Origin of the sequence: Streptomyces lydicamycinicus, from assembly GCF_000829715.2 — a bacterium.
Lineage (GTDB): Bacteria > Actinomycetota > Actinomycetes > Streptomycetales > Streptomycetaceae > Streptomyces > Streptomyces lydicamycinicus.
Genome location: NZ_BBNO01000009.1, coordinates 322,343 through 343,292 on the forward strand (window position 1 = coordinate 322,343; position 20,950 = coordinate 343,292).

The window sequence follows — 20,950 nt, forward strand, 5'->3', positions numbered from 1 at the left end:
CCAGGTCGGATGCCGTCATGGAGTCACTGAACGTCGCACTCGTCCGCTCTGTAGGGGACGCCGGTGCCGTCATGCTGGAGACATGGGAGTCCTGGCTGCTGGCCATGCAGGTGCATTCGGCCGTCTTCGCCGCCGCCGATCCCGACCGGGAGGCAGCGACCTGCAAGATCCGCCAGGAGGAGCGCCACCTCGCCACCACCGGGCCGCAGATCTACCTCAACGCGGACACCTGGCTCGACGCCTTCTACCTCGCGGTCGTCTGCCGTGAAGCGGCCCGCCTCGACATGCTGGCCCGGATCCCGGTGTACCTGCTGCGCGACTTCGGCGGCGCACTGGACGAGTACACCTACGCCTGGGTGGAGACCCTCCAGAGCTTCTGGCTCCACCGGGACGACCTGCGCACGCACCTGGTGCGCGCCGTGGACCTGAGCGCTCCCGAGCAGGCCCGCGTCGTCGACGCGGAGGAGATGGGCAATCTGCGGTACCCGCCGATCATGATGCTCTACCGCTACCTGCGCAACGACGTCGCCGGCTTCAACGGCGCCCTGGCCGACGCCGTCCGCTGGCACAAGGAGTACTGGACCGCAGACGAGGACCGCACCCACAACATCCTGAGCGTCGTGGCCCTCGCCCCGCTGGCGATCGCCTGCCTGGCCAAGGCCAACGGCCTCCCGATCGAGGTCGAGACCGACTACCTCCCCGAGGCCCTCCTCGACTTCGCCTGGCGCGGCGAGTTCGACGCCTAACACCGCCTACCCTGCCGGATTACCCAGCATGTCCGGTTCCTCCCTGAGGGCGTCGCACAGCCCGTCCTCTAAATGCCGGTGCCCGGCTCTCCCCCCTGAGCGCCTCGGTACCGAGCCGAGGGAGGAACACGCCTTCCGGGCTGCGGCAACGACCTCATACGGGCCGGCACCAAGGGTGCTCCTGGCTCTTGGCCCTCCCGCTAACCTTGCACACACAGCCGTCTTCGGGATTCGAACCCGAGACCTACGCATTACGAGGGGGTGGAAGATCATCCTGGACTGTGCGGGACCGTGCAACGGAATCCTATTTTCGCTGATAAGAAGCCTGTATCTGTGACCGCCATGGCGCCTGGTCCACCAGGGCGCCAACCCGTCCGCTCAACATCGCTCACGCAGTGCCAGCCCGCTGAGGGCCTGCCCAAGCTCACCAGATAGGCCACCCTGCGGCTCCTCGGCCTCCTTCCTGAGCCCTTTATGTTCAGCTCCGAGGAGATGGCCCGTCTCATACGCTGTGACTCGGACGCAGAGATGAAGTCTCAATGTGTCCGCGATCACGCTCGGTTCGGAGCATGGGTGCTGGTCACCGTCACCAGATCGCTGCTGCCAGCCGTACCGGACTCCCGAAATGTCAGTGCCCTCCTCCATAATCGGGGCACCGTCTTCAACGAAGGACCTCATCTCTGTGATGATCACCCAGCACGAGCTCGAATCCCGGCTGTGGGACGCCGCGAACGCGCTCCGCGGCCCCGTCGACCCCGCTGACTTCAAGACCTACGTCTTCCCGATGCTGTTCTGGAAGTGGATCAGCGACACCTGGGTTCACGAGCACGACGCGGCGTTCGATACGTACGGCGACGACCTCGACGACGAGATCGAGGCCGACTTTCACAGGTTCGAGCTGCCCGAAGGCACGCTATGGAGCGAGGTCACCGAGAGGGTCACCAACCTCGGTGCGGAGATCGCGAAGACCTTCCAGCGAATCGAAATGGCCAACCCCCGCTCGCTCGCCGGCGTCTTCGGCGACGCCTCGTGGGGCAACCAGGAGCGCATCCCGGAGTCGGCACTGCTGGGGCTCATCCGAGCGTTCAACAAGATCAGGCTCGATCCGTCGACGGTCTCGCACGACCTGCTCGGCGCGGGCTACGAGTACTTGCTGAAGAACTTCGCCGACGAGTCGGGCAAAAAGGCCGGCGAGTTCTTCACCCCCCGCGAGGTCGTGAACCTGCTCGTCGGGATCCTCCAGCCGGAGCCGGGCGAATCCGTCTACGACCCGTCCTGCGGCTCCGGCGGGATGCTTGTGGCGACGATCAACCAGCTACGCGAGTCCGGCAAGGATCACCGCACGCTCAGGGCATACGGCCAGGAGATCAACCTGACGACGGCCTCGATCGCCCGGATGAACCTGTTCCTGCACGAGATCGAGGACTTCGACATCAAGCGTGGAGACACCCTCCGCGCTCCGGCGTTCAAGGCACCCAGCGGTGCCGTCCGCCAGTTCGACGTCGTGATCGCCAACCCGCCCTTCTCGCTGGCGGATTGGGGAGCGGACCGCTGGTCCTCGGACCCGCGAGCCATCTGCGGCGTTCCGCCGGCGAAGAGCGGCGACTACGCCTTCGTCCAGCACATGGTCTCGTCCATGAAGCCTGGATCCGGCCGCGTCGGCGTGGTGATGCCCCACGGCGTGCTGTTCCGCGGAGGCGCGGAGGCGAAAATCCGCCAGGGCCTCATCGAGAAGGACGTCCTGGAAGCCGTCGTCGGGCTGCCGCCCAAGCTCTTTTACTCGACCGAAATCCCAGCATGCCTGTTGATCTTCCGCGACCAGAAGTCAGCTGAGCGCAAGGATCACGTGCTCTTCATTGACAGCTCGGCGCGGTTCATCAAAGGCAAGAAGCAGAACCTGATGTCCGAGGATGACGTCAGAGCCGTCATCGAGGCGTACCAGACGGGTAGCGACTCAGCGGGTGAGGGCGGTGCGAACGTCCGGCTAGTGCCGCTCGAGGAGATCGAGCAGAACGGCTTCGACCTGAACATCGGCCGCTACATCAAGGTCGCTGCAGAAGAGACCGCCGATCTGGGCACTGCGCTCGTGGCGTATGCCGACGCCCGGCAGCAGCGCGTTGACACCGAGACTGGCATGTTCGAGCGGCTCGCAGCGGCAGGCGTCGACCTGAGCGTGTTCGGGGTGTCCAGTGAGTGAGTGGGAGCGGGTCCGGCTCGACGAGGTCATCGCGCTGGACGTCGACACGGTCCCGATCACGGCGACGGCCTCCTACGACATCGTCGGCGTCTTGAACCGCGGTCGAGGTCTGTTGCTCCGGGAACCGATTGCTGGCCATGAGACCTCGTACAAGACGCTGAATCGCATCCGGCCGAACCAGATCGTCTACAGCCGCTTGAAGGCGTTCGAAGGAGCGATCACCGTCGCTCCGAACGATGTGGGCGAGGTCTACGCGTCGCAAGAGTTTCCCACGTTCACGTGTGGCGAACGAATGCTTCCCGAATACTTCTCACTCCTCACGACCACAAAACGACTGTGGGAGCAACTGCAGGCGTTGTCGACCGGTATGGGCGGCAGGCGTGAACGGGTCAAGCCCGCTGACTTCTTGACAATTGAAGTCGCTCTCCCATCCTTGTCGGAGCAATGCCGCATCGTCGACGTTATGGCATCGGTGGACGTACAAATTGACGCGTTGGCTGCCGAGAAGCAAAAGGCGACCTCGTTGCTGGCACTCGTTCGCAACGCGCATCCCGAAGGTACCGAACACGAGCTACGCAGCATTGTTTCCAGGATCCAAGGCGGAAAGAGTGTTCAGGCTTCGGATGAAAAGCCGCGAACCGGAGAGTCAGCCGTCCTGAAACTGAGCGCAATCCAACTTGGCTCTTTCGTGGCCTCCGAAGCAAAGCGGCTTGTTGATCTGACGGGATACACCAATGCGCATCTAGTGACAGAAGGTGACCTCCTTATCACAAGAGCCAGCGGTTCATTCGATCGCGTCGGCTATGCTGCCATCGCGCGAAACGTAGCACCCCAAACCTACCTGCCTGACCTTATCTGGCGAATTCAAACAAAGCCCGAGGTCTGCCAGTCGACGTTTCTGGCACATCTATTGTGCTCCCCGTCAGTGCGCTCGACTATCACAGCATCAGCGCGCGGGACCGCATCAATGAGGAAGATCAATAAGGCCCTGCTGGGTTCTTTGCGTCTGCCGATCCCGTCGCTTGAGGAGCAAGCCAAGTACGTTCAGCACTGTGATGCTGTCGCGTTCACAGTGGCAGATCTGGATCTGGAGCTCGCCAATCTCCGTGCCTTCCGTTCGGCGCTGATGGCCTCCCTCCTGAACCAGGAAATCGAGATCCCAGAGGCGTACGACGCTCTACTCGAGGAGGTGTCCTGACATGGGGTGGACAGAAGCGAGCACGATCCAGCGTTCACTGCTCGAGTGGGCGGAGGAGGCCGGCTGGGAGCGTCTCCAAGGGGAAGGATTACCGCGCGATGAGCATGACGTCATCGTCGAGGAGTGGGCACGCGAAGCCTTGCTCGAGCTGAACCCGGAGCTGGTCGACGACCCCGAGTCGGCGGACCTCGTTCTGCATGAGCTCAATCAGGCTGTCCTCGATGCGCACAACGGTCTCGTTGCAGCCAACGAGCGGCTGACCGTGATGCTTCGTGGCGACCACTCATTCACGACGATCGACGGTAGGCATGTGCCTCGTCGGCTGGTCGACTTCAAAGACCTCTACAACAACCGCTTCACTGTCGCTGACGAGGTCACCGTCAACGGTGCGACCAAAGCGCGCCGGTTCGACGTCGTCTACTACGTCAACGGGTTCCCGCTGGTCGTTGCCGAGACCAAGACGCCTGTGAAGCATCAGGTCTCTTGGGTCAACGCCGCGAAGGACCTTTACGACGTGTACGAGGAGGAGTACCCGAACTTCTTCGCGACGAACGTCTTCAACGTCGCCACCGAGGGCCTGGAGTTCCGCATGGCTCCGATCCGTGCGGTCCCGGACCCCGACTCCGAGATCTGGGCCCCGTGGGGGTCCACTGAGGACGACCCAAAGACCGTCACGGGCCCGGCTCGAGTCGAGCGGGCCGCGCGCTTGCTGCTGCGGCCGGAGACGATCCTGCCGATCCTCAAGGACCTTGCGATGTTCCGTCACGCTCGGGACGCCGCCGAGGTCGACGTCAAGTTCTTGCCTCGTTATCCGCAGTTCGAGGCGGCTCTGGCGATCCACGCCAAGGTGCTCGCAGGCCGTCCTGGCGGCCTGATCTGGCATCACCAGGGGTCGGGCAAGACCGAACTCATGGCGTTCGCCGCCGCCCGTTTGCTGCGCGATGACGCGGTGACGGGGAAGTTCGGGAGCGCGCCGACGGTCATCGTGATCGCCGACCGTAAGGATCTGGTCCGGCAGACGGCGGAGATGTTCGAGACTGCAGGCATGCCGCGGATGTCGGTGCCCCGAAACCGGCGGGAGCTGCACGCTCTGCTGCGTAGCGGTGAGCCGGGGGTGGTCATCACGACGGTGCACAAGTTTGCTGAGGCCGGCCATCTGAACAACCGGTCGAACATCGTGGTCCTGGTTGACGAGGCGCACCGCTCGCAGGAGGGGAAGTTCGGCGATGCGTGGCGCGCGGCGGTGCCGAACGCGAAGTTCTTCGGTGCGACGGGTACTGCGGTCAAGGACAAGGACCGTTCGACGTTCAAGCTGTTCGGCGACCCTGACGACCCGGACTTTGTGATGTCGCGGTATACGCCGGAGCAATCCATCGCCGATGGGTTCACCAAGCCAGTGATCGTGGAGGGCCGGTCTGTCGGGTTCAACCTCGACAAGGAAGCCTTGGACCAGGCTTTCGATGAGTTGGCCACGGAGGAGGGCCTGGACGAGGAGGAGAAGGTCTTCCTGTCGGGGAAGGCTTCTCACATCGAGACGATCCTCTCCAACCCCGAGCGCGTGGCTGCTGTATGTGCCGACATCGTCGACCACTTCCTTACCTATGTTGCGCCTCTGGGGCAGAAGGCTCAGGTCGTGGCCTACAACCAGGCCCTTGTGATCGCGTACACCAGGGCCATCAAGGCCGAGCTGGAACGCCGTGCTGCAGTCATGCCGGACGGACGACTCCGTGAGGTCGGTGTGGTGATGCACGTCGCCGACAGCAAGGAGACCCCCAAGGAGCACAAGAAGCACCTGCTCACTCCGGAGCAGGAGGAGGCGCTTAAGCGCCGCTTCAAGAAGGTCGATGATCCGATGTCGTTCATCGTCGTCACCGCGAAGTGGATGACCGGCTTCAACGCGCCCATCGAGGGCGTGCTGTATCTCGACAAGCCCGCCAAGGACACGAACCTGTTCCAGACGATCACGCGGCCCAACCGTCCGTGGAAGAACCCTGTCACCGGTCAGCGCAAGGACTTCGGGCGGGTCGTCGACTACATCGGGCTCGCGAGGGCCATCGGCAAGGCAGTCGCCGGCCCGAAGGTGAAGGACGACGAAGAAGGCGAGCTCAACGTCACCGACGCCTCCAAGCTGGCGGGGAAGTTCGTCACCGACCTCACGCGTCTGCTCCATCTGTTCGACGGCATCGACACCAGTGACTCGTCGTTCGAGTCGCTCGCCGAGGCCCACGAGCGGATCCCCGAGGGCGGCGCGCAGCGCACCGAGTTCATCGAGACCTACATCGCGCTGCAGACGGTGTGGGAGTTCCTCGACCCGCACCCGATGCTCCGGCCATTCAGGGGGCAGTACTTCTGGCTCGCGAAGGTGTACGAGTCGATCCGGCCCAAGGACGTCTCCAAGACGTTCCTATGGGCACGACTCGGTGCGAAGACCACTGACCTGATTCACGGTCACATGACCGATGTGGGCGTGAAGTCGATGCCATCGAAGACAGTCACGCTCGATGCTGCCGGCCTGGCGCTGGTGAAGAAGATCGCCGAGCAGCTCAAGCTCTCCGAGCAGCAGACGCCGGAGTCGAAAGCCGATGACGTGTACCAGGAGGTCCTCGACTCCATCGAGGCACGCCTCAGGCGTCGGCTCGCCGATACCGAGAGCCCGGCGTACCGGTCGCTGGCGGAGCGGATCGAGAAGCTCCGCGCCAAGGCGATCGAGAACGTCGAGGACTCGCTGGCGTTCCTCGAGGAAGCGCTGAAGATCGCTCAAGACGTGGTCGCTGCGGACCGGGCAGCGGAACAGGGCGACCAGGGAGCCCTAGACCGGCTGGCCGACCCGAAGCGTGGGGCGCTCACTCAGATCGTCGCAGAGAACACACCGCCCGGGCTGCACAAGATCGTCCCTGACATAGCCTCCCGGATCGACTCGATCGTCGTCGAGGTCGCCTATGCCGGTTGGAGCGCGAGCGACGCGGGCGACAAACGCGTCCGCCGCGAACTGCGATCCGTCTTGAAGGAGTACAGCTTGCCGATCAAGGGCGAGCTGTTCGACCGAACGTACGAGTACGTGCGGGAGAACTACTGAACGACGTCTCGCGGAACTCCCTTAGATACGGTTTGGGCATTGCGACATCCTTCCAGTCCGCCTCTCAGCGAGCCAGGTCAGGTGTCACCCAACCCTGCAGCAGTCCCCCACTTCGCCGCTCACCTGGGCATCGCTGTCAGGACGGTAGCGACCTGGCACGCCGACTCGTCTGTCATGCCTCGCGGGGAGATGCAGCAACTTCTCGACACGGCTCACGAGCAGGACCCGCCCGCTTCGCGCTCCTGCTGGCGAAAGAGCGGGCGCCAGCAGACCCGGTCCCGCCCGGCGCACAGGCACCGCGCGTGGCCATCACGGTGGTCATCCACGACAGCGACCTCCTCCTGGTCTGCCGAAGGGACAGCGACGCCGCAGGGATCACTTGGCAGTTCCCGGCGGGGGGCATCAAGCCAGGAGGGAAGGCAGAGACCACCACGGTGCGCGAGACGTTGGACGAGACTAGGGTCCACTGCGCGTTACGGAAGCACCTCGGGAACCGCCTGCACCCTGCGACCGGCGTGCTGTGCGAGTACTTCCTCTGTGAGTACCTGGCCGGCGAGGCCACCAACAGCGACGCGGCCGAGAACACCGACGTGATGTGGGTCCTCAGAAACGCGGTGCCCCGCTTCATCTCCGTCCATACGATCTTCCCACCCGTCCTGGCCGTCCTGGAGGAGCAGACGTGACGCAGCAGAACACGGACGAGCGGTCGGGTATCGCCGCCGCCATCGTCGTTCACGAGGGCTGTGTGCTCATGGTCCGCCGCCGGGTGAGCGAGGGACAGCTGTCCTGGCAGTTTCCGGCCGGAGAGGTCGAGCCCGGCGAGGAACGCGAGGACGCTGCCGTACGGGAGACCCAGGAGGAGACAGGGCTGACCGTGATGGCGGTCAAGCTGCTCGGCGAGCGCGTCCACCCGAAGACGGGCCGCCTGATGTCGTACACCGCCTGCCAGATGCTGGGCGGCACAGCTCATGTAGCGGACACCGAAGAGCTGGCCGAACTTGCTTGGGTCGCCCACGGTGACATCCCGGAGTACGTGCCCTACGGACTGTTCGAGCCGGTGCAGGAGTACCTCAACGGTGCCATGCCGTCCTGAGTCGCCCCAGAGCTCTTCGGCGTCTCGTCCGGTGGGCAGCGCAGTGTCATCAAGCAGACGGCATCCGTGTCGGTGACGTCTTGGTCGTCGTCTCGGGAGCCCCCAGCCTTGTCGATACGCAACTGAAGGGGGCCCTCGGCAAGGTGCAGCGTGCAGTTTGACTCCCGCTGTCGGCGGACTCGAAGTGGGGCCAGCGGCCGGGATACCTCCCGGCCGCTGGCCCCACTTCTCATCTCGGCGCGATCGTCCGTGATCGTGCCCTCAACGGCTGGGAGGACGGCAGCCTACGCGTCGCCTCCGCGTGCTTCCCTGAGGATCTCGAGGCTCTCTGCGTCCTTGGGTTCGGAGCGGCGGAACTGCGGGTGGCCGAGGTCCATTTGGAGTGCGGCGTGAAGTGGCGCGGGATAACGGGTTCGATCGGACCACGAGAGCGCCTGGTGGCTGAGTCGGGCTGCGGCGACGGCGAGGGCCTCGCGCTCGTACCCGTCGCGCGTGTACATCGGAGTAATTTCGCGAGTGGTCATGCTGTACCAGGGAGAGTTGAGTTCGTTCTCCTTGCGCTCGTCAGCATTCTTTGACGCCTTGCCCGGGTCGGCGCGCCAGCGGGTCTTCCACTGTCCGTGGCGCTTCTTGCCGTAGTTGCGGGGCTCGGTGAACAGGAACCACGGATGCCCCTCGGGACGGTCTTCCGGGTAGTAGAGGTCGCTGGAGGTCTTGAGCGGCTTGGTGGTGCCGTTCTTCAGCTTCTCAATGACGGAGACGAGTCGTGGCATCTCGGCCTGCGCGCAATTCATGCGGATGATGCTGACGGGCTTCCAGGAGGCGGGCAGGCCGCTTCCTGGAAGCCACAGGCGGGGGTCGCCCGGGTCAGGGCTGAGGCCCTGCTTGTTGTTGTGCAGGCCCGGCCACACGCGGCGGCTGGCGTGGCCGTCGATCATCAGGGCGTACGGGAGCCCATCGAGCTCGTCGCTGAGGTCTTGGAGGGCGGCACGGACGTCCTCGCCGGCCTGTGCCCAACGCTGCATTTCACCTTGGCCGTCCTGCGTGTGCAGAGGGTAGTTGGAGGCGTGGAAATTGCTCTGCGCCCGCGCGTAGTGCTCCCACTGCGGGTGGATGTTGCTCCAACCGAGCATGCGCCAGGTCTCGTCGGCCTTGCGGGACGGGATCACCGCGGTGGCGGTGATGATCCTCTTGGGCTGTCCCTTGTACTTGCGATCGGTGGCCTGCTTGCGGATATGGATGCCCACAAAGGCCATGCGGGGCAACGGATAGGGGTCGTCTTCAGGGTAGAGAGCACGCTCGAACCGGTCGTCGATCACGCCGCACGATCGGTACAAGTCCAACTGGCCCATGTAGACGCGGTGGTCTTCGAACGCCGCAGCGGGCTTCTTGATGGTGCTGAACGTCTTGGTGAACGGGTCGTAGGTGCGGCCGACCAAGAACTGAGACGGCACTGCGGCCTTTGCGAGCTCCCGTACTACCTGGTGTTTGGCGTCATTCTCGGCGAGGGCGGACTTCACCTCGGCGGGCTTCATGCCTTCGTGCTCTTCCCCGCGGACGGGGAGCTCCGTCTCGCACCAGGCCGCGAGAAGCACGCCCGGTTCCGCGAACTGGCTGACGAGGGCCTCGGCGTCCGAGGCCCTCTCCTTTCCAGGGCCGTGTTTCAGCAGAGTCTCGGCGTTGCAGAAGACTGCCTCGATGCCGTCCGCGAGAGGCGTGGCGTCCTTTCCGTTGGGGTCGGGGTCAATGTGTTCCGGATCGAGGCCGTAGGGGTGGGCGAGACCATGGATCATGCGCGTGAGGGTCTCGTCCCGGTACCAGAGACACAGGATGCGGAGTTTGGTGTAGTCGGCTGCTTCGACGGAGCGCCGGATGCTGTCGGGCGAGGGATTGCCGATGAGGTCGATGTAATCCCCGTCGCTCTTTCGCTTCTTCTTCTCCTTCTCCTGCGTCGAGGTGCCGGGTTCATGGGGCCGCTTGGCGAAGACGTTCCCCTTCGACTTCAGTTCGAGCAGAGAGACGGCATCGCCGAAGGCGCGCCGGATCTGGTCCTGGAGAAGAGAGAGCTGGTAGATGCCGGCGCCGGTACCGACGGCGAAGGAGTCCGTTTTGGGCATGGTCGGCCGGATGGTGCCGGGCGCGGGTGTGAGGATGTCGATCCTCTTGCCGTTTTCGTCCCTGAGGTTCAGGCGATGGCGTTCGTCGGCAACGCGTTGCTCCAACGCCGTGAGCGCTGTCCGGTCGGCGTCGAGTTTCGCCAGGATCTCCAGCGCGTGCTTGTTCGCCTGGCGCAGGCCCCAGCCGTCCAGAGCGAGGGACAGCAGGGGCCGCTGGGTCCCTTGATCGAGCAAGGCAGTGCGCGCGTGGACCACGGTGTTGTTGACGCGGCGGATGTGTGCGTTCAGGTTCAGGACAGGGTTGGGCTCGGCGGTGTAGGTAGCCATCTTCACCGAGACTCGGGACATGGCGTACTGAACTTGCGCCCGCGTGGGGTCCTTGGGACGGGCGGTGGCCGCTTCGCTGAGGTTGACGGGGTGGGCCAGGGAGGCGAACAGCGGGCCGATGGGGTGGTCCCATGCGATCAGGTCGCCGTCGCTGTCGGGTCGGTAGTACACGGCCGCGGTGTTGGTGGACGGCTGCCAGTCGACGATGCGTTCCTTCGTCACGCCGTCCTTCGTCTCGTACGGCTCACGGATCGGTTCTACTTCCGTGTCCAAGAGCGGTTTGGCGGCCAGCTTCTTCGCGATATGCCACTTCACCGCCTGATAGGCCCAGCTGTCAGGGCTGGCTGGCCTGCCGTCCTGCTGGGCGAGGATGTTCTCGGCGAGGCTGAGTGACTGCGGCGTGGCACCGGCCACCAGTGTCGCCAGGGCGGGCTCGTCGATGAACGGGATCTCGTCGAGAGGGATCTTGCGGACGATCCCTTCCAGGTAGGTGAAGACGTTCTTGAGGACGCCGGGTTTCACGGGGCTGAGCGTCACCATGAACGCCAGGTTTCTGTCCAGGTACACGTACCCGTCGGTGATCTGCTGGAGAACGGTGACCGCGATGGAGTACGGAATCAGGAAGGGGTCGGAGTCCTGTACGCCTGCGATCCGCTTGCTGTTGCGGGTGGCCGTGCTGCCCAGGTCGCGCCAGGCTCTGCGCGTCGGCGAGTGGTAGTCACCGAAGTCCCAGACCAGGGCGGTCATGCCGTCCAGGAGCTGTGGGGTGCACTTGATCGATGTGGTGTGTGCGGTGAGATCCCGCTGCGTGCTGCGACGCCCCATGGACGGTCTTACCTCTTCTCTCGGCTTTTCTCCGGACAGGGAAAGCAGCCCCCGCCTGCACCGGGGGAGGGCGGGGGCAGATGTAGGTCGTTCAGAGCATCTCGCGATCGAGTCCTGCGTAGGTGAGGAATGCCTGAAGTGCTTGACCGTAGAGCTCATTCATGATCGCGCGCTGCTCGGGGTTCCAGTCGGCATAGATCTGCTTGATGATCGTGGCGAGGTCGGAGCTGAACTTCTGGTCGTGGATGGCGTGGTCCACGATGTGCAGGGTCATGTCGGTTTCGCCGCGGCGGGCTCGGCCGGCGAGCTGGATGAGCAGGACGAGCATTCCTGCGACGAGTTCTTTGCGCAGGTCGTGGTCCATATTGGAGAACCGGGCCGGGGAGCGGAGGATCTTGGAGAGTTGCTTCCAGGAGGCTTCGCCGGCGCTGCGCAACTCGGCCAGCGGGGTATCGCTGCCGCCTACCGGGAGGGTGTTGACGCCAGCGGCGTTGACGCTCGCGTGCATCCAGTCGGTGTCCTCGATGCTGAGGACGGGCCGGACACAGAGATAGATGTCGCGGACTGCGGAGCGTGTGCCCACGACGATGTTCAGACCCCGTCCGATGACAGCGAGGGGGGCGATCAGGATTTCCCCGCGGTCGGGGAAGTCCTTCAGTTCCTCGCGGACCATCCTGTCCACGTGAGGAGGCAGGTTCTCCTCGTAGTTCTGTTTCTCTGCCTTCTTCACGAGCAGGCAGACTCGGTGGTTCAGACCGTCGGCTTGCGCCACTCCGGAAGCGAGGTGGGCGGCCTGCTCGTAGGAGTTGACGGTGAGAATGACACGGGCTCGTTCCGGCTCCCGCTTCTGCAAGTGGGTCAGGCGTCGGGCGAGCTGCTGCTCGTAAAGACCCCGCCCGAGATCTCGCAAGGCGTTGGGCTTCAGTTCCGGTGGCAGACCACCGATACGCATCGCGTCGCCGGCGCCACTGCGTACGGGGGTTGCGAGGGTGACGATGGATTCGGGGCGTGTATCGGGCAGCCACCATCGCACCGGGGCGTGGATGTGCTCTTGCACGGCCTGTGGCAGGTAGGCGGTGGCCGACAGTCCCATGACGGGCCTCTGTACGCCGGCCGTCAACAGCGAAGTGAGACCGCCCAGTTCGGAAACGAAAGTATGCGGATCGCCTCCGAACGACCGGGAGAGGAGCTCGGCTTCCTTCTCCTTGTTGTCCATGCCTTTGACCTGGTAGCCGTGGATGGAGCGGCCCAGCATTGCCAGGGGGTACAGGGTGGCCACCGTGCTGCTGCGCATGGTCTCAAGGATGTTGCGGACCGAGCCCAAGTCGAGGTAGCGCAGGGTCTGTGCCTGCGCGCGCAGTTCGTCGAGTGCGCCGTCGAGTTCGCGCAGCACCGTCCGGGTGACCAGCAGGTTGATCACAGCGGCCTGCCGGTGCGCGTCGGGCACGAGCCCGAGGAGAAGCTTGCGCATCTCGTCGCGGGTGTCCGTGAGATGGTCCTGGCCGCGCTGCGCTGTGAGCGTCATGAGGGCGGTCTGAACGGCGTCCCAGTCCGCGCCGTCGGGGAGGTCGAACTCTTCCTCGTCCGGCTCGGAGCCGTACCAGCGGGCGGGCATGATCTCGTTGAGGAAGGCGAACAACTCGGGCGGGATGTCCTCGGCCGCAGTCGCTTCGGGGAAGAGGATCTGGAGGATCTCGCGGTCCCGTGAGTGGGCCAGACGCCAGCCGGTGTTGTCGCGGCCGGCGCCGTCGGGACCGTCCGTTTCATTGCCGGGATTCAACTTCAGCCCACGTCCGGAGCAGAGCCACAGCAGCAGCATCTCGGCCATGAGGCGGGCATGGCTGACTGGTGAGACGAGCCCCATCTCGTGGACAACGGGAAGGTTCTTCGCGTCGGAGTCGATCTCCCGCAGTGCGGTTGTCCTCTTCCGGGAGGCGAGAGTGATTTCCGAAGTGCAGCGGCTGATCGCTGCTGTCTGGAAGGCGTCGATCTCGTCGATCACCAGGGCATCGCAGGAGCGCAGGGTCATCTCCAGGACGCTCATGCCCCGGGTGCCGCGCGCTTGACCGCGGAACTCCTGCCCGTCCAGCACGACACCGATGCGAGTGCGTCCTTCGAGCAGGTTTGCGTGGTTGGTGACGATGACGGCCGCGTTGGTGGCCCGGTAGAACTGCTGGAATTTGCCGCACGTCGGTGCGAACGGGCAGGTCAGCCGGTTGGAGCCGGTGGCCTCTGAGGTCAGCGAGGTGCAGTTTTCTTCCCCGTAGGGGTACAGGGTGGGCGGGTCCATCAGCGCCCGCTGCGCGCATCCTGTCGACAGAAGGCCGATGTCCGTTTTGGCGCGGCGGTCCCACTCGTCGATCTGGGTGGAGGTGCCCAGGGCTGCGTAGTCCATGGCGCGCCGGTGCATGCTTGATGGGGACATCAACGGCGTGCAGTGAGTGAGCTCGGTGAGACGTTTGATCTTGTGGAGATAGGCCAGGTCGTTGTTGATGTCCCAGGCCATCTCCAAGGTGGCCCGGACGTCTGTGACGGCGAGAGCGATGCGCCGGCCGTTCAGAGCAGCCCAGGAGGCCAGAACCCGCACCAGGACGGTCTTGCCGCTTCCTGTGGGAGCGTTGAGCAGCTGCAGATCGCCAGCAGTCAGGTCGAGTTCGGTAAGCGCCCCCGTTGCCGTCTTCATGCTCTTGAAGAACCGCTTGAGCACCTTGTGCAGGTAGCGGACGCTCTTGTCCTGCCCGCTGAGCGTCTTGGCGACCTCCAACAGCTGATCCACGGTCGGTGCGACCCGGTCGCGCTGTGGGCGGGTGTGCACCTGAGGCAGGACTTCGTGTCCGGGTGCTTCCAGGAAGCCCGGCGTTGCCGGGATGTGGATCTCCCGGCTGGTTGTGCCGTGCTCCGGGCCCAGGTAGGCAGTCCTCGTCTTCAGCTTTCCGGGGCCGGCGAATGCCTGGGCCTTGGGGCGCTTGCCGAAGGTGAAGAAGGGGCCGGTGACGCGTTGCACGTATCCGAGGAAGTCACCTCCCATCCGGGGGATCGCTGCGTCTGCCAGGTGCGGGTCTCCGGGCGGCAAACGCAGCGAGCCTCCCGAGCGGTCTGCGATGTCCGGCTCGGACGACAGCACTCCGAGCATGGCGAGCACTGAGGTCCTGAGCTTCTTCGGATCCGTCCACTCCTGGGCCATCAGGGTCATCACCTGACGGATCAGGTTCCGCTCGGCGACGGGCAAGTTCGGCCATTCCGCCCAAGCTTGCGGCTTGCGATAAGCGAAGAACGTGGCCTCCTCGAAGCCGGCCAGAACGTGTCCCTCGTCGTCCTTGCGCGGGAAGTAGTGCGCTGCCAGCGCGAGCGCTCCGGCGAGGCCAGCCTCCGCCCCTGTCATGTCCCCGCTCATGCCTGGCCTCCCTTGATGTGCTTGACGACCATCTCCAGGTAGTCCGTCGCGGTCATTGCCGCCTTCATCGCGTGCCTGCGGCACACCGCATTGAGCTGATCCACCTGCTCCCTGCGATGGTCGGGCACCACCAGATACTCGGCTCCGCCCCGGTCGCCGCCATCCATGTCGAGTTTGCTGACCAGGTGATTGGGCCAGGTGTAGTCCTTGAAGTCGGCCATGAAGCGAGGCTCATCGTTGTCCTCACGAGTCACCCACAGGTCACACTGATCCCCGTTGGGCCACAGATGCGACGTCCAGGGAGTGCCGTCGAGGCTGGCTGAGACGGCCCGATGCAGAGCCAGTTCGGGAAGTCCGGGCACAACGGTGTATCGCCACACCGGCCGCACCAGCGCTACCGTCTCCGCCACCGCTCTGGCCTCCGGCACGAGCGGAACAGCACCGGTCCACAGCTCGGCAAATCGCCCCGATGGCACCCGGCACTCGAACGTCGGGCTCAACTCGGGGGCCGTCTTACGGCGAGTGGTCACGACGAACTCGTAAGACGCGCCCGTTTCCTCGTGCCAGGGGTAGAGGCAACACACCTGTCCGTGAATACGCCCGCTGGATCGGTCTGCCGTCACCTTCATCGGCCAATGACAGGCCGGGCAAGGCCACCACCAGCCGTTGTACTGCCCGTACTGGGAGATTGGCCCATAAAAATCGTTCGCCCGGGACGGCAGGTTAAGCGCGGCCAGGCCCTCCTTCGGGACGGTCGGATTCTCGACCAGCGTCCTGCGGTGCCTCTCGTAGAACGGCCCCTTGATCGCGCTGAAGACGGACTCCTGGCTGTACTCGTCATCCAGCTTGGGCTTGGTCACCTGGCCACTGAATTTCCCGACTTTCTGCGCGGCGTGCATGACACGCTGCGCTTCATGCCGGAAGTCGAAGCCTTCTTCGGTTGCGACGCCGTCGCTCTCCAGCAGCCGTACGCCCATGAGTTCTTCGGCGTTGATCCACTCGGGCAGCAGCCGCTCGAGAGAACCCGCTCGTTCACCGGTGAGTCTGCCCATCAGTTCGTCGAAGGGGATGTGGTGGCCGGGTCCGCACGCGGCCATCAGGATCCCGTGGGCTTCCATGAGGCGGTCTAGACGTCGGGGTCCGGCCAGATCCCCGACGGCCATCGCGTGCTCGCACACCGCGAATGCCTTGACGATTTCCAGCAGGACATGGGTCTGCTGGACCGTGGTCGTGTCTCCGTGTCGCATCATCGCTGGGGAGGCTACGGCACGGCACTGACAATGGGCCTGGAAAGCACTCAGACGATCACGCGAACTCCGCTGCAATGGAGCCGACTTCGACGCTCGGGTACAACGAGCGGTAGGTGTCAATGTGGTCGGCGATATGACGTCGCCCGGAATCGGTGAGGAACCAGCGGTAAGGTCCGTGGTCCGCCTCGTCAGGGAGGCGCAGAACAATGAAGCCACGGCTGGGTGTACGCCCGTCAGGACTCTGGCCGACGGCAAGGTAGTGCGGTCCCCGTCCGGCGAGGCTGCCGTCCACGCCTTGCGCCCCTGCCCGCGCGACACGAACCACGATTTTCCACAGCCACGGCGACAGTAGTGCTGCGGGCGGTGCTGGAGCGGGAGTAACCCCGAGCGCTGCGCGTGCGACTGCTCGGCCGCGCCGAGTCATCTCTACGCGCGTACGCGGAATATCCCCCAGTCCATCGACGTACAGGCGATCCCGGTAAACGGTGATCAGGCCCCGTCTGTCCAGTGCGCTCACGGAGGACCCGGTCCCCGGATCGTGGATGCCGGCCTTCCGGAGCCGCTCCTGGATGCGGGTGAAGCCGACAAGGTCGGCTGGCGCACTGAGTGCCAAGGTCAGTCGTCGCCACGCTGCAGCGGGCCGATGGGCCTCCCCTGCATAGCGATTCTGACGCTGTTCCTCTTCTGCTTCCTGATCCTGATGGAAGATGCACGTCAGGTAGCTGCGCTGTCGGTCGTTGAGCTCGCGCCAGATTGTCAGTGCCGCCTCGGACGTGTTCCGAGGTCGACGGGCTGGAAGCGTGGGGGCAATGTCATTGGGGCGGGTGCGGCGCCAGGCGTCGATGACTACACGGTCGGGAATTCCGTAAACCTGGGCCAGCATCCGTGCCACCCAGCCCTGGGTTTCAGGGGACAGCCAATCCCGCCCGCTCACCGGGCGGCCACGCTCAAGGTCACGTACCTTCTCGGCGCTGATGTGGAGACCTTGCGAGGCTCGCTTGCGTCGTAGCAGCGCAGCGACCTCGGCGGCGCTCATACCCGCGCGGCGACGCAGATCCTGCAGTGTCTCGGTCCCCCGTTCGCCTGCTGTCAGGTCTTGCGCATCACAGTGCAGCACCTTCAGCAGGCGCCCGAAGGCTCGGTCGCTTACTGCTTGTGTTCCCGCCTCCCAGCGCCGTACAGACCCAGGAGAGACACCAGTGGCTTCGGCCAGCTCCTGCACGCTCATACCTCGGAACCCACGCTGCTGTTCCAGAGCCTGGGGAGTGAGGGACTGCGCCATGCCCCCAGCAAAACGCAGTCGCCGGGTCGTAGCAACCACTCCCCTTCGGAGTGTGAGGCCAAGAGGCGGGCAGAACGGCCTCCGACGCGGCACTCTCACTGTGCTCGGCCGGCGCGCGATGGCGATGGCGCGTTTGTGGCCGGTGTCCGATACCGACCTGCGAGGTGGGCTTGATGTGCGCGTTGCGAGCTTGTGCGGCTTGTGCGCCGGGGCCGGGTGCGTGCCGGTCGCCGAGGCGTGAATGCGCCAGACGAGTACTTCAGATGCTGACTTGGCGTCGTCCAAGGTGCGGTACTGGGCTGCTTGCTGGAGGACGGTGGCGGGGTTGTGGCCGGCGGCTTCGGCGGCGGCGAGGGTGGCCGCATGGACTTCAGGGCGCCGCGCAGTACGGGGGCGTGCTGGTGGTCGGTGCGCGCGGATGTGGACGGCCTGCTCGAAGGCGAGAGCCGCACGGTGGAGTTCTGCCTGGAGCAGGGCAGGAGCGCGGGCGGGTAGAGCGTAGAGGACTTCACCGAACACGGTCAGATGGGCCTGGACGGCACCGTCGTCGGCGTGATCGAGGTGGTGAGGGTTGCGTTCCGCGGCAGCGGTGGCCACGTGCCACGCGCTGGGGCGGTGCCGGCGGGCGGATGGGGCTGCGGTGGGTTGCGCTTCGGTAGCTGTAAGGCGCTGTCGGATCTGGGGCAGGTACAGGTCGGTGGCGAGGCTGGAGCCGGAGAACCAGACGGGCGTGCCGTCGTCGGGCAGGGCGACCTTGTAGCCCTGGAGGTCACCGGAGGGCAGCATGCGGGTCTCGACTTGGAGGCCGGCGTCGGCGAGCAGGTTGAAGAACTCGTCCAGGTCCTTCGCGTGGGAGAGCCCGGTACGTACGGTGTGCCGCAGACGTTCACGCGCGGTCTTGCCGTCGCCCAGGCGCTTGGCCTTCTCCTGCTCGGCTCGGGTGGAGCGCTTCACCGCCGACGTGCCGGCAGCAGCTTCAGGACCGCGCGGAACTCGCGTGAGGCCGAAGCCCTCCTCGACGGCTGTCGCAGCCATCCGGATCGCCCTCGGGTGCGATGCCAGTCGCGTGCAGCACGCGACGGGCGATGCTGGCCCACTCGGCGTCAGTGAGAACGTGGTCCTCCGGGGCGGCGCGGAGCGAGCAGTGCCAGACGTGACCCTCCGGTGCGCAGTCGCTGGCCTGCTTGATGCGCAGGTCGAGACCGTGAGGTTTCGTGCCGCATGGTTAGGCCGTGCTGCGGAGTTACGTTCTGCCTGATCAGAGCACGTGCAACTGATCGGGGTGTACTCACTGGTGCTATGTCATCCAAAGGCATCCGGCCACCGGAGTGGGCATCGAAGGCGACACCGAAAGGCTTCACCCAGATTGTAGGTCCTCCACAGTGCCCCTGACGCCCCCTTACACCCGCCCGCACATCCCCTCCTGCGGGCGCACGTCATGCTGAAGGCGTCACCGCACGGGAATCCCCTGTCGGCCCGGCCTGCGGGCGCGGAGCCGTACACGACTTGCGACGGGGCCGCAGATCACCAGAGATCCCCAGGTCGCCCATTGCCTTCTCCAGTGACTTCCTCATCGGGTCGCCCTTGATCGTCGGACCTATTGCCTGCGCTGCGGTGAACACGGAGACCGCCATGTACACCTGATCGGTCAGGGTGTCCTCGGTAGCTTCGGCTGTGAACCCGACGCGCCCATCGGCCCCGACCGTGATGAAGGCGTTCGCCGTCTGGGCAGAGGTGTGGGCGTACGCGCTGTGCATCCGGTACAGCGGGTAGGCCATCGGAACGTTGTACGCGGCGACCATGTTGGCGAAGTACGTGATCTCACCCACCAGTTTCTCGTGCCAGCGGTGCTCCTCCGAGGTCTGAAAGACGGGAGGGGCGACTTTGCGAGGGGGCTCGGGGAGCGGGTACTTGATCGCCACCAGGTTGTTGGTGAACGACTGCTCCTGCTTTCCCAGGTAGGTGTGGACAGCCTGAACGGCGGCGGGGCCGTTGTCGACGAGCCAGCTCATCGCGAAGGCGTGGGCGAAGAGGTTACGTGCCAGCGGCTTGACCTCAACCGTGAAGCCCTGTCGGTACAGGTGAATCATCGCTGCAGCCGTACTACGGGTGAAGAGCCACCAGCCCATGAGGAGCGGGAAGATCTCCCGATGCTCCTCCAGTGTCGTCACCTCGTCGCTGAGCACTTCGTTAGCGCTGTCGAGAAAGCTGGGCAGCACCGTATCGACACGGCCCGCGCACTGCCGGTTGGCGCCGAATTTGTACGTCATGACTCTGACGGTACGGAGCGAACAGCCGGACGGCCGCCGATTTTCGATTCCGCGGAGGTGGGCCTGGCGTTCTCGGGCCGAATCGAAGCCGGTCAGCGCCAGGCGACCGCAGGCGGAATATCGAGCGCGTTCGTTCGATTGGTCTCCTTGCAGAGATCGCGGGAGGGGGCGTGGTGGCCGAGCTGATGATGTTCCGAAGGGACGCGGACGGACGGGATGTCGAGCTGTCTAGTTCGACGGTGGCGCTGGAGGTGGAGCTGCAGCGGCGGGTGGAGGCCGGACTGGAGCAGATGCTGGGCATCCGGTTCCTGGCGTCGGAGTACGCGACCGGGCCGTGGCACCGGGGGCGGATCGACACCCTGGGGTTGGACGAGAACGGAAGTCCGGTGGTGATCGAGTTCAAGAAGGGCTCGGACAGCGGGGTGATGTCGCAGGCTGTCTCATACCTGTCCTGGCTGGAGTCGGCGCAGCACGAGTTCGAGGCGCTCGTGCGGAAGGTGCTGGGCGTGGAGGCCGCCGAGGCGATCGACTGGAGTCGTCCGCGGATGGTCTGCATCGCGGCCGGCTTCTCGCACCACGACCGGGTGGCCGTGCAGCGTCTGCCCGAGCGGATCGACCTGGTGCGCTACCGGATCTTCGAGGGTGGCCTTCTGGGCTTGTTGCTCGTCGACTCCGCGCCCGGCTTCGCGGGCGCCACCTCGTCTCACCGGAGTCGGGAGCGAGCAACGGTGGTCGGCAGCGCTCCGACGGCGCCGGTGACTCCTTCGCCGACAGGGGTCGGCCGCGTCCCGGAGTGTCTGCGGGACCTGTACGCGGAGCTGGACGACGCTCTGACGGCGTGGGGCGAGGTCGAGGTGGCGCCTCTGCGGCACTACATCGCCTACCGACGGTTGGTGAACGTGGCATCGGTAATTTTCCGTCCGAAGCACGAGGCGATCCTGACGTACCTCAGACTGGACCCGGGCTCGGTCGAGCTGGAGGAGGGCTTCACCCGGGACATGCGCGGCATCGGGCATCTCGGGACCGGGGACCTGGAGGTGCGCCTCGTCTCGGCGGCCGACCTGGAGAAGGCAGCGCCCCTCATCCGGCGGGCGCTCGAAGCGGCCTAACGCAACGAGAAGGGCGGCTGGTGCATCAGTTGCTCGATGCGCCAGCCGCCCTTCGGCGTCTGCGGG

Annotated in this window: 11 protein-coding genes and 1 pseudogene; 7 read left to right on the forward strand and 5 right to left on the reverse strand. The window is 65.1% G+C overall.

The genetic code is table 11. The features are described 5' to 3' along the window. Nucleotides 1–17: 17 nt before the first annotated feature. The 6 genes and pseudogenes from TU31_RS30795 (at nucleotide 18) to TU31_RS30820 (ending at nucleotide 8,310) form a co-directional block, all read left to right on the forward strand. Complete coding sequence (locus TU31_RS30795) at nucleotides 18–746, forward strand: immunity 49 family protein (protein WP_052719122.1); 729 nt, start codon at nucleotides 18–20, stop codon at nucleotides 744–746. A gap of 685 nt (nucleotides 747–1,431) precedes the next feature. Continuing rightward, complete coding sequence (locus tag TU31_RS30800) at nucleotides 1,432–2,943, forward strand: type I restriction-modification system subunit M (protein WP_052719118.1); 1,512 nt, start codon at nucleotides 1,432–1,434, stop codon at nucleotides 2,941–2,943. After that, the gene (locus TU31_RS30805; RefSeq protein ID WP_042160627.1) at nucleotides 2,936–4,141 is read left to right on the forward strand and encodes a restriction endonuclease subunit S; all 1,206 of its coding nucleotides are present in this window, start codon (nucleotides 2,936–2,938) and stop codon (nucleotides 4,139–4,141) included. The genes TU31_RS30800 and TU31_RS30805 overlap by 8 nt, the downstream gene beginning before the upstream one ends. Before the next feature lies 1 nt (nucleotide 4,142). Beyond that, nucleotides 4,143–7,217, forward strand: coding sequence for a type I restriction endonuclease subunit R (locus TU31_RS30810; protein ID WP_042160630.1), 3,075 nt, complete (start codon nucleotides 4,143–4,145; stop codon nucleotides 7,215–7,217). A gap of 111 nt (nucleotides 7,218–7,328) precedes the next feature. Then, nucleotides 7,329–7,900 (forward strand): annotated as a pseudogene (locus tag TU31_RS30815) (NUDIX hydrolase); the annotation flags it as partial. Next, nucleotides 7,897–8,310, forward strand: coding sequence for an NUDIX hydrolase (locus tag TU31_RS30820; protein ID WP_042160631.1), 414 nt, complete (start codon nucleotides 7,897–7,899; stop codon nucleotides 8,308–8,310). The pseudogene TU31_RS30815 and the gene TU31_RS30820, both read left to right, overlap by 4 nt. Nucleotides 8,311–8,594: 284 nt before the next feature. Here TU31_RS30820 and TU31_RS30825 read toward each other — a convergent pair whose 3' ends face one another. The 5 genes from TU31_RS30825 to TU31_RS30840 all read right to left on the reverse strand — a co-directional run bounded on the left by TU31_RS30825 (nucleotide 8,595) and on the right by TU31_RS30840 (nucleotide 19,775). Beyond that, nucleotides 8,595–11,579 (reverse strand): RNaseH domain-containing protein, encoded by a 2,985-nt coding sequence (locus TU31_RS30825; protein WP_042160633.1) that lies wholly within the window; start codon nucleotides 11,577–11,579, stop codon nucleotides 8,595–8,597. A gap of 91 nt (nucleotides 11,580–11,670) precedes the next feature. Beyond that, a complete protein-coding gene (locus tag TU31_RS30830; protein WP_042160635.1) occupies nucleotides 11,671–14,973 on the reverse strand; it encodes a hypothetical protein in 3,303 nt (1,100 codons plus the stop codon). Next, nucleotides 14,970–16,223 carry a restriction endonuclease-related protein gene (locus TU31_RS30835; RefSeq protein WP_245698904.1) on the reverse strand — a complete coding sequence of 418 codons (1,254 nt, stop codon included), beginning with the start codon at nucleotides 16,221–16,223 and terminating at the stop codon, nucleotides 14,970–14,972. Before TU31_RS30835 ends, TU31_RS30830 begins: the two co-directional genes overlap by 4 nt. A 55-nt stretch (nucleotides 16,224–16,278) precedes the next feature. Beyond that, on the reverse strand, nucleotides 16,279–18,540 hold the full coding sequence (locus TU31_RS39980) for a helix-turn-helix domain-containing protein (protein ID WP_245698905.1): 2,262 nt from the start codon (nucleotides 18,538–18,540) through the stop codon (nucleotides 16,279–16,281). A gap of 401 nt (nucleotides 18,541–18,941) precedes the next feature. Then, nucleotides 18,942–19,775 (reverse strand): DUF5677 domain-containing protein, encoded by an 834-nt coding sequence (locus TU31_RS30840; RefSeq protein WP_042160638.1) that lies wholly within the window; start codon nucleotides 19,773–19,775, stop codon nucleotides 18,942–18,944. A gap of 173 nt (nucleotides 19,776–19,948) precedes the next feature. Here TU31_RS30840 and TU31_RS30845 point away from each other — a divergent pair, with 173 nt between their 5' ends. Beyond that, nucleotides 19,949–20,884, forward strand: a complete 936-nt coding sequence (locus tag TU31_RS30845; RefSeq protein WP_042160720.1) for a DUF5655 domain-containing protein — start codon at nucleotides 19,949–19,951, stop codon at nucleotides 20,882–20,884. The last annotated feature ends 66 nt before the right edge of the window (nucleotides 20,885–20,950 follow it).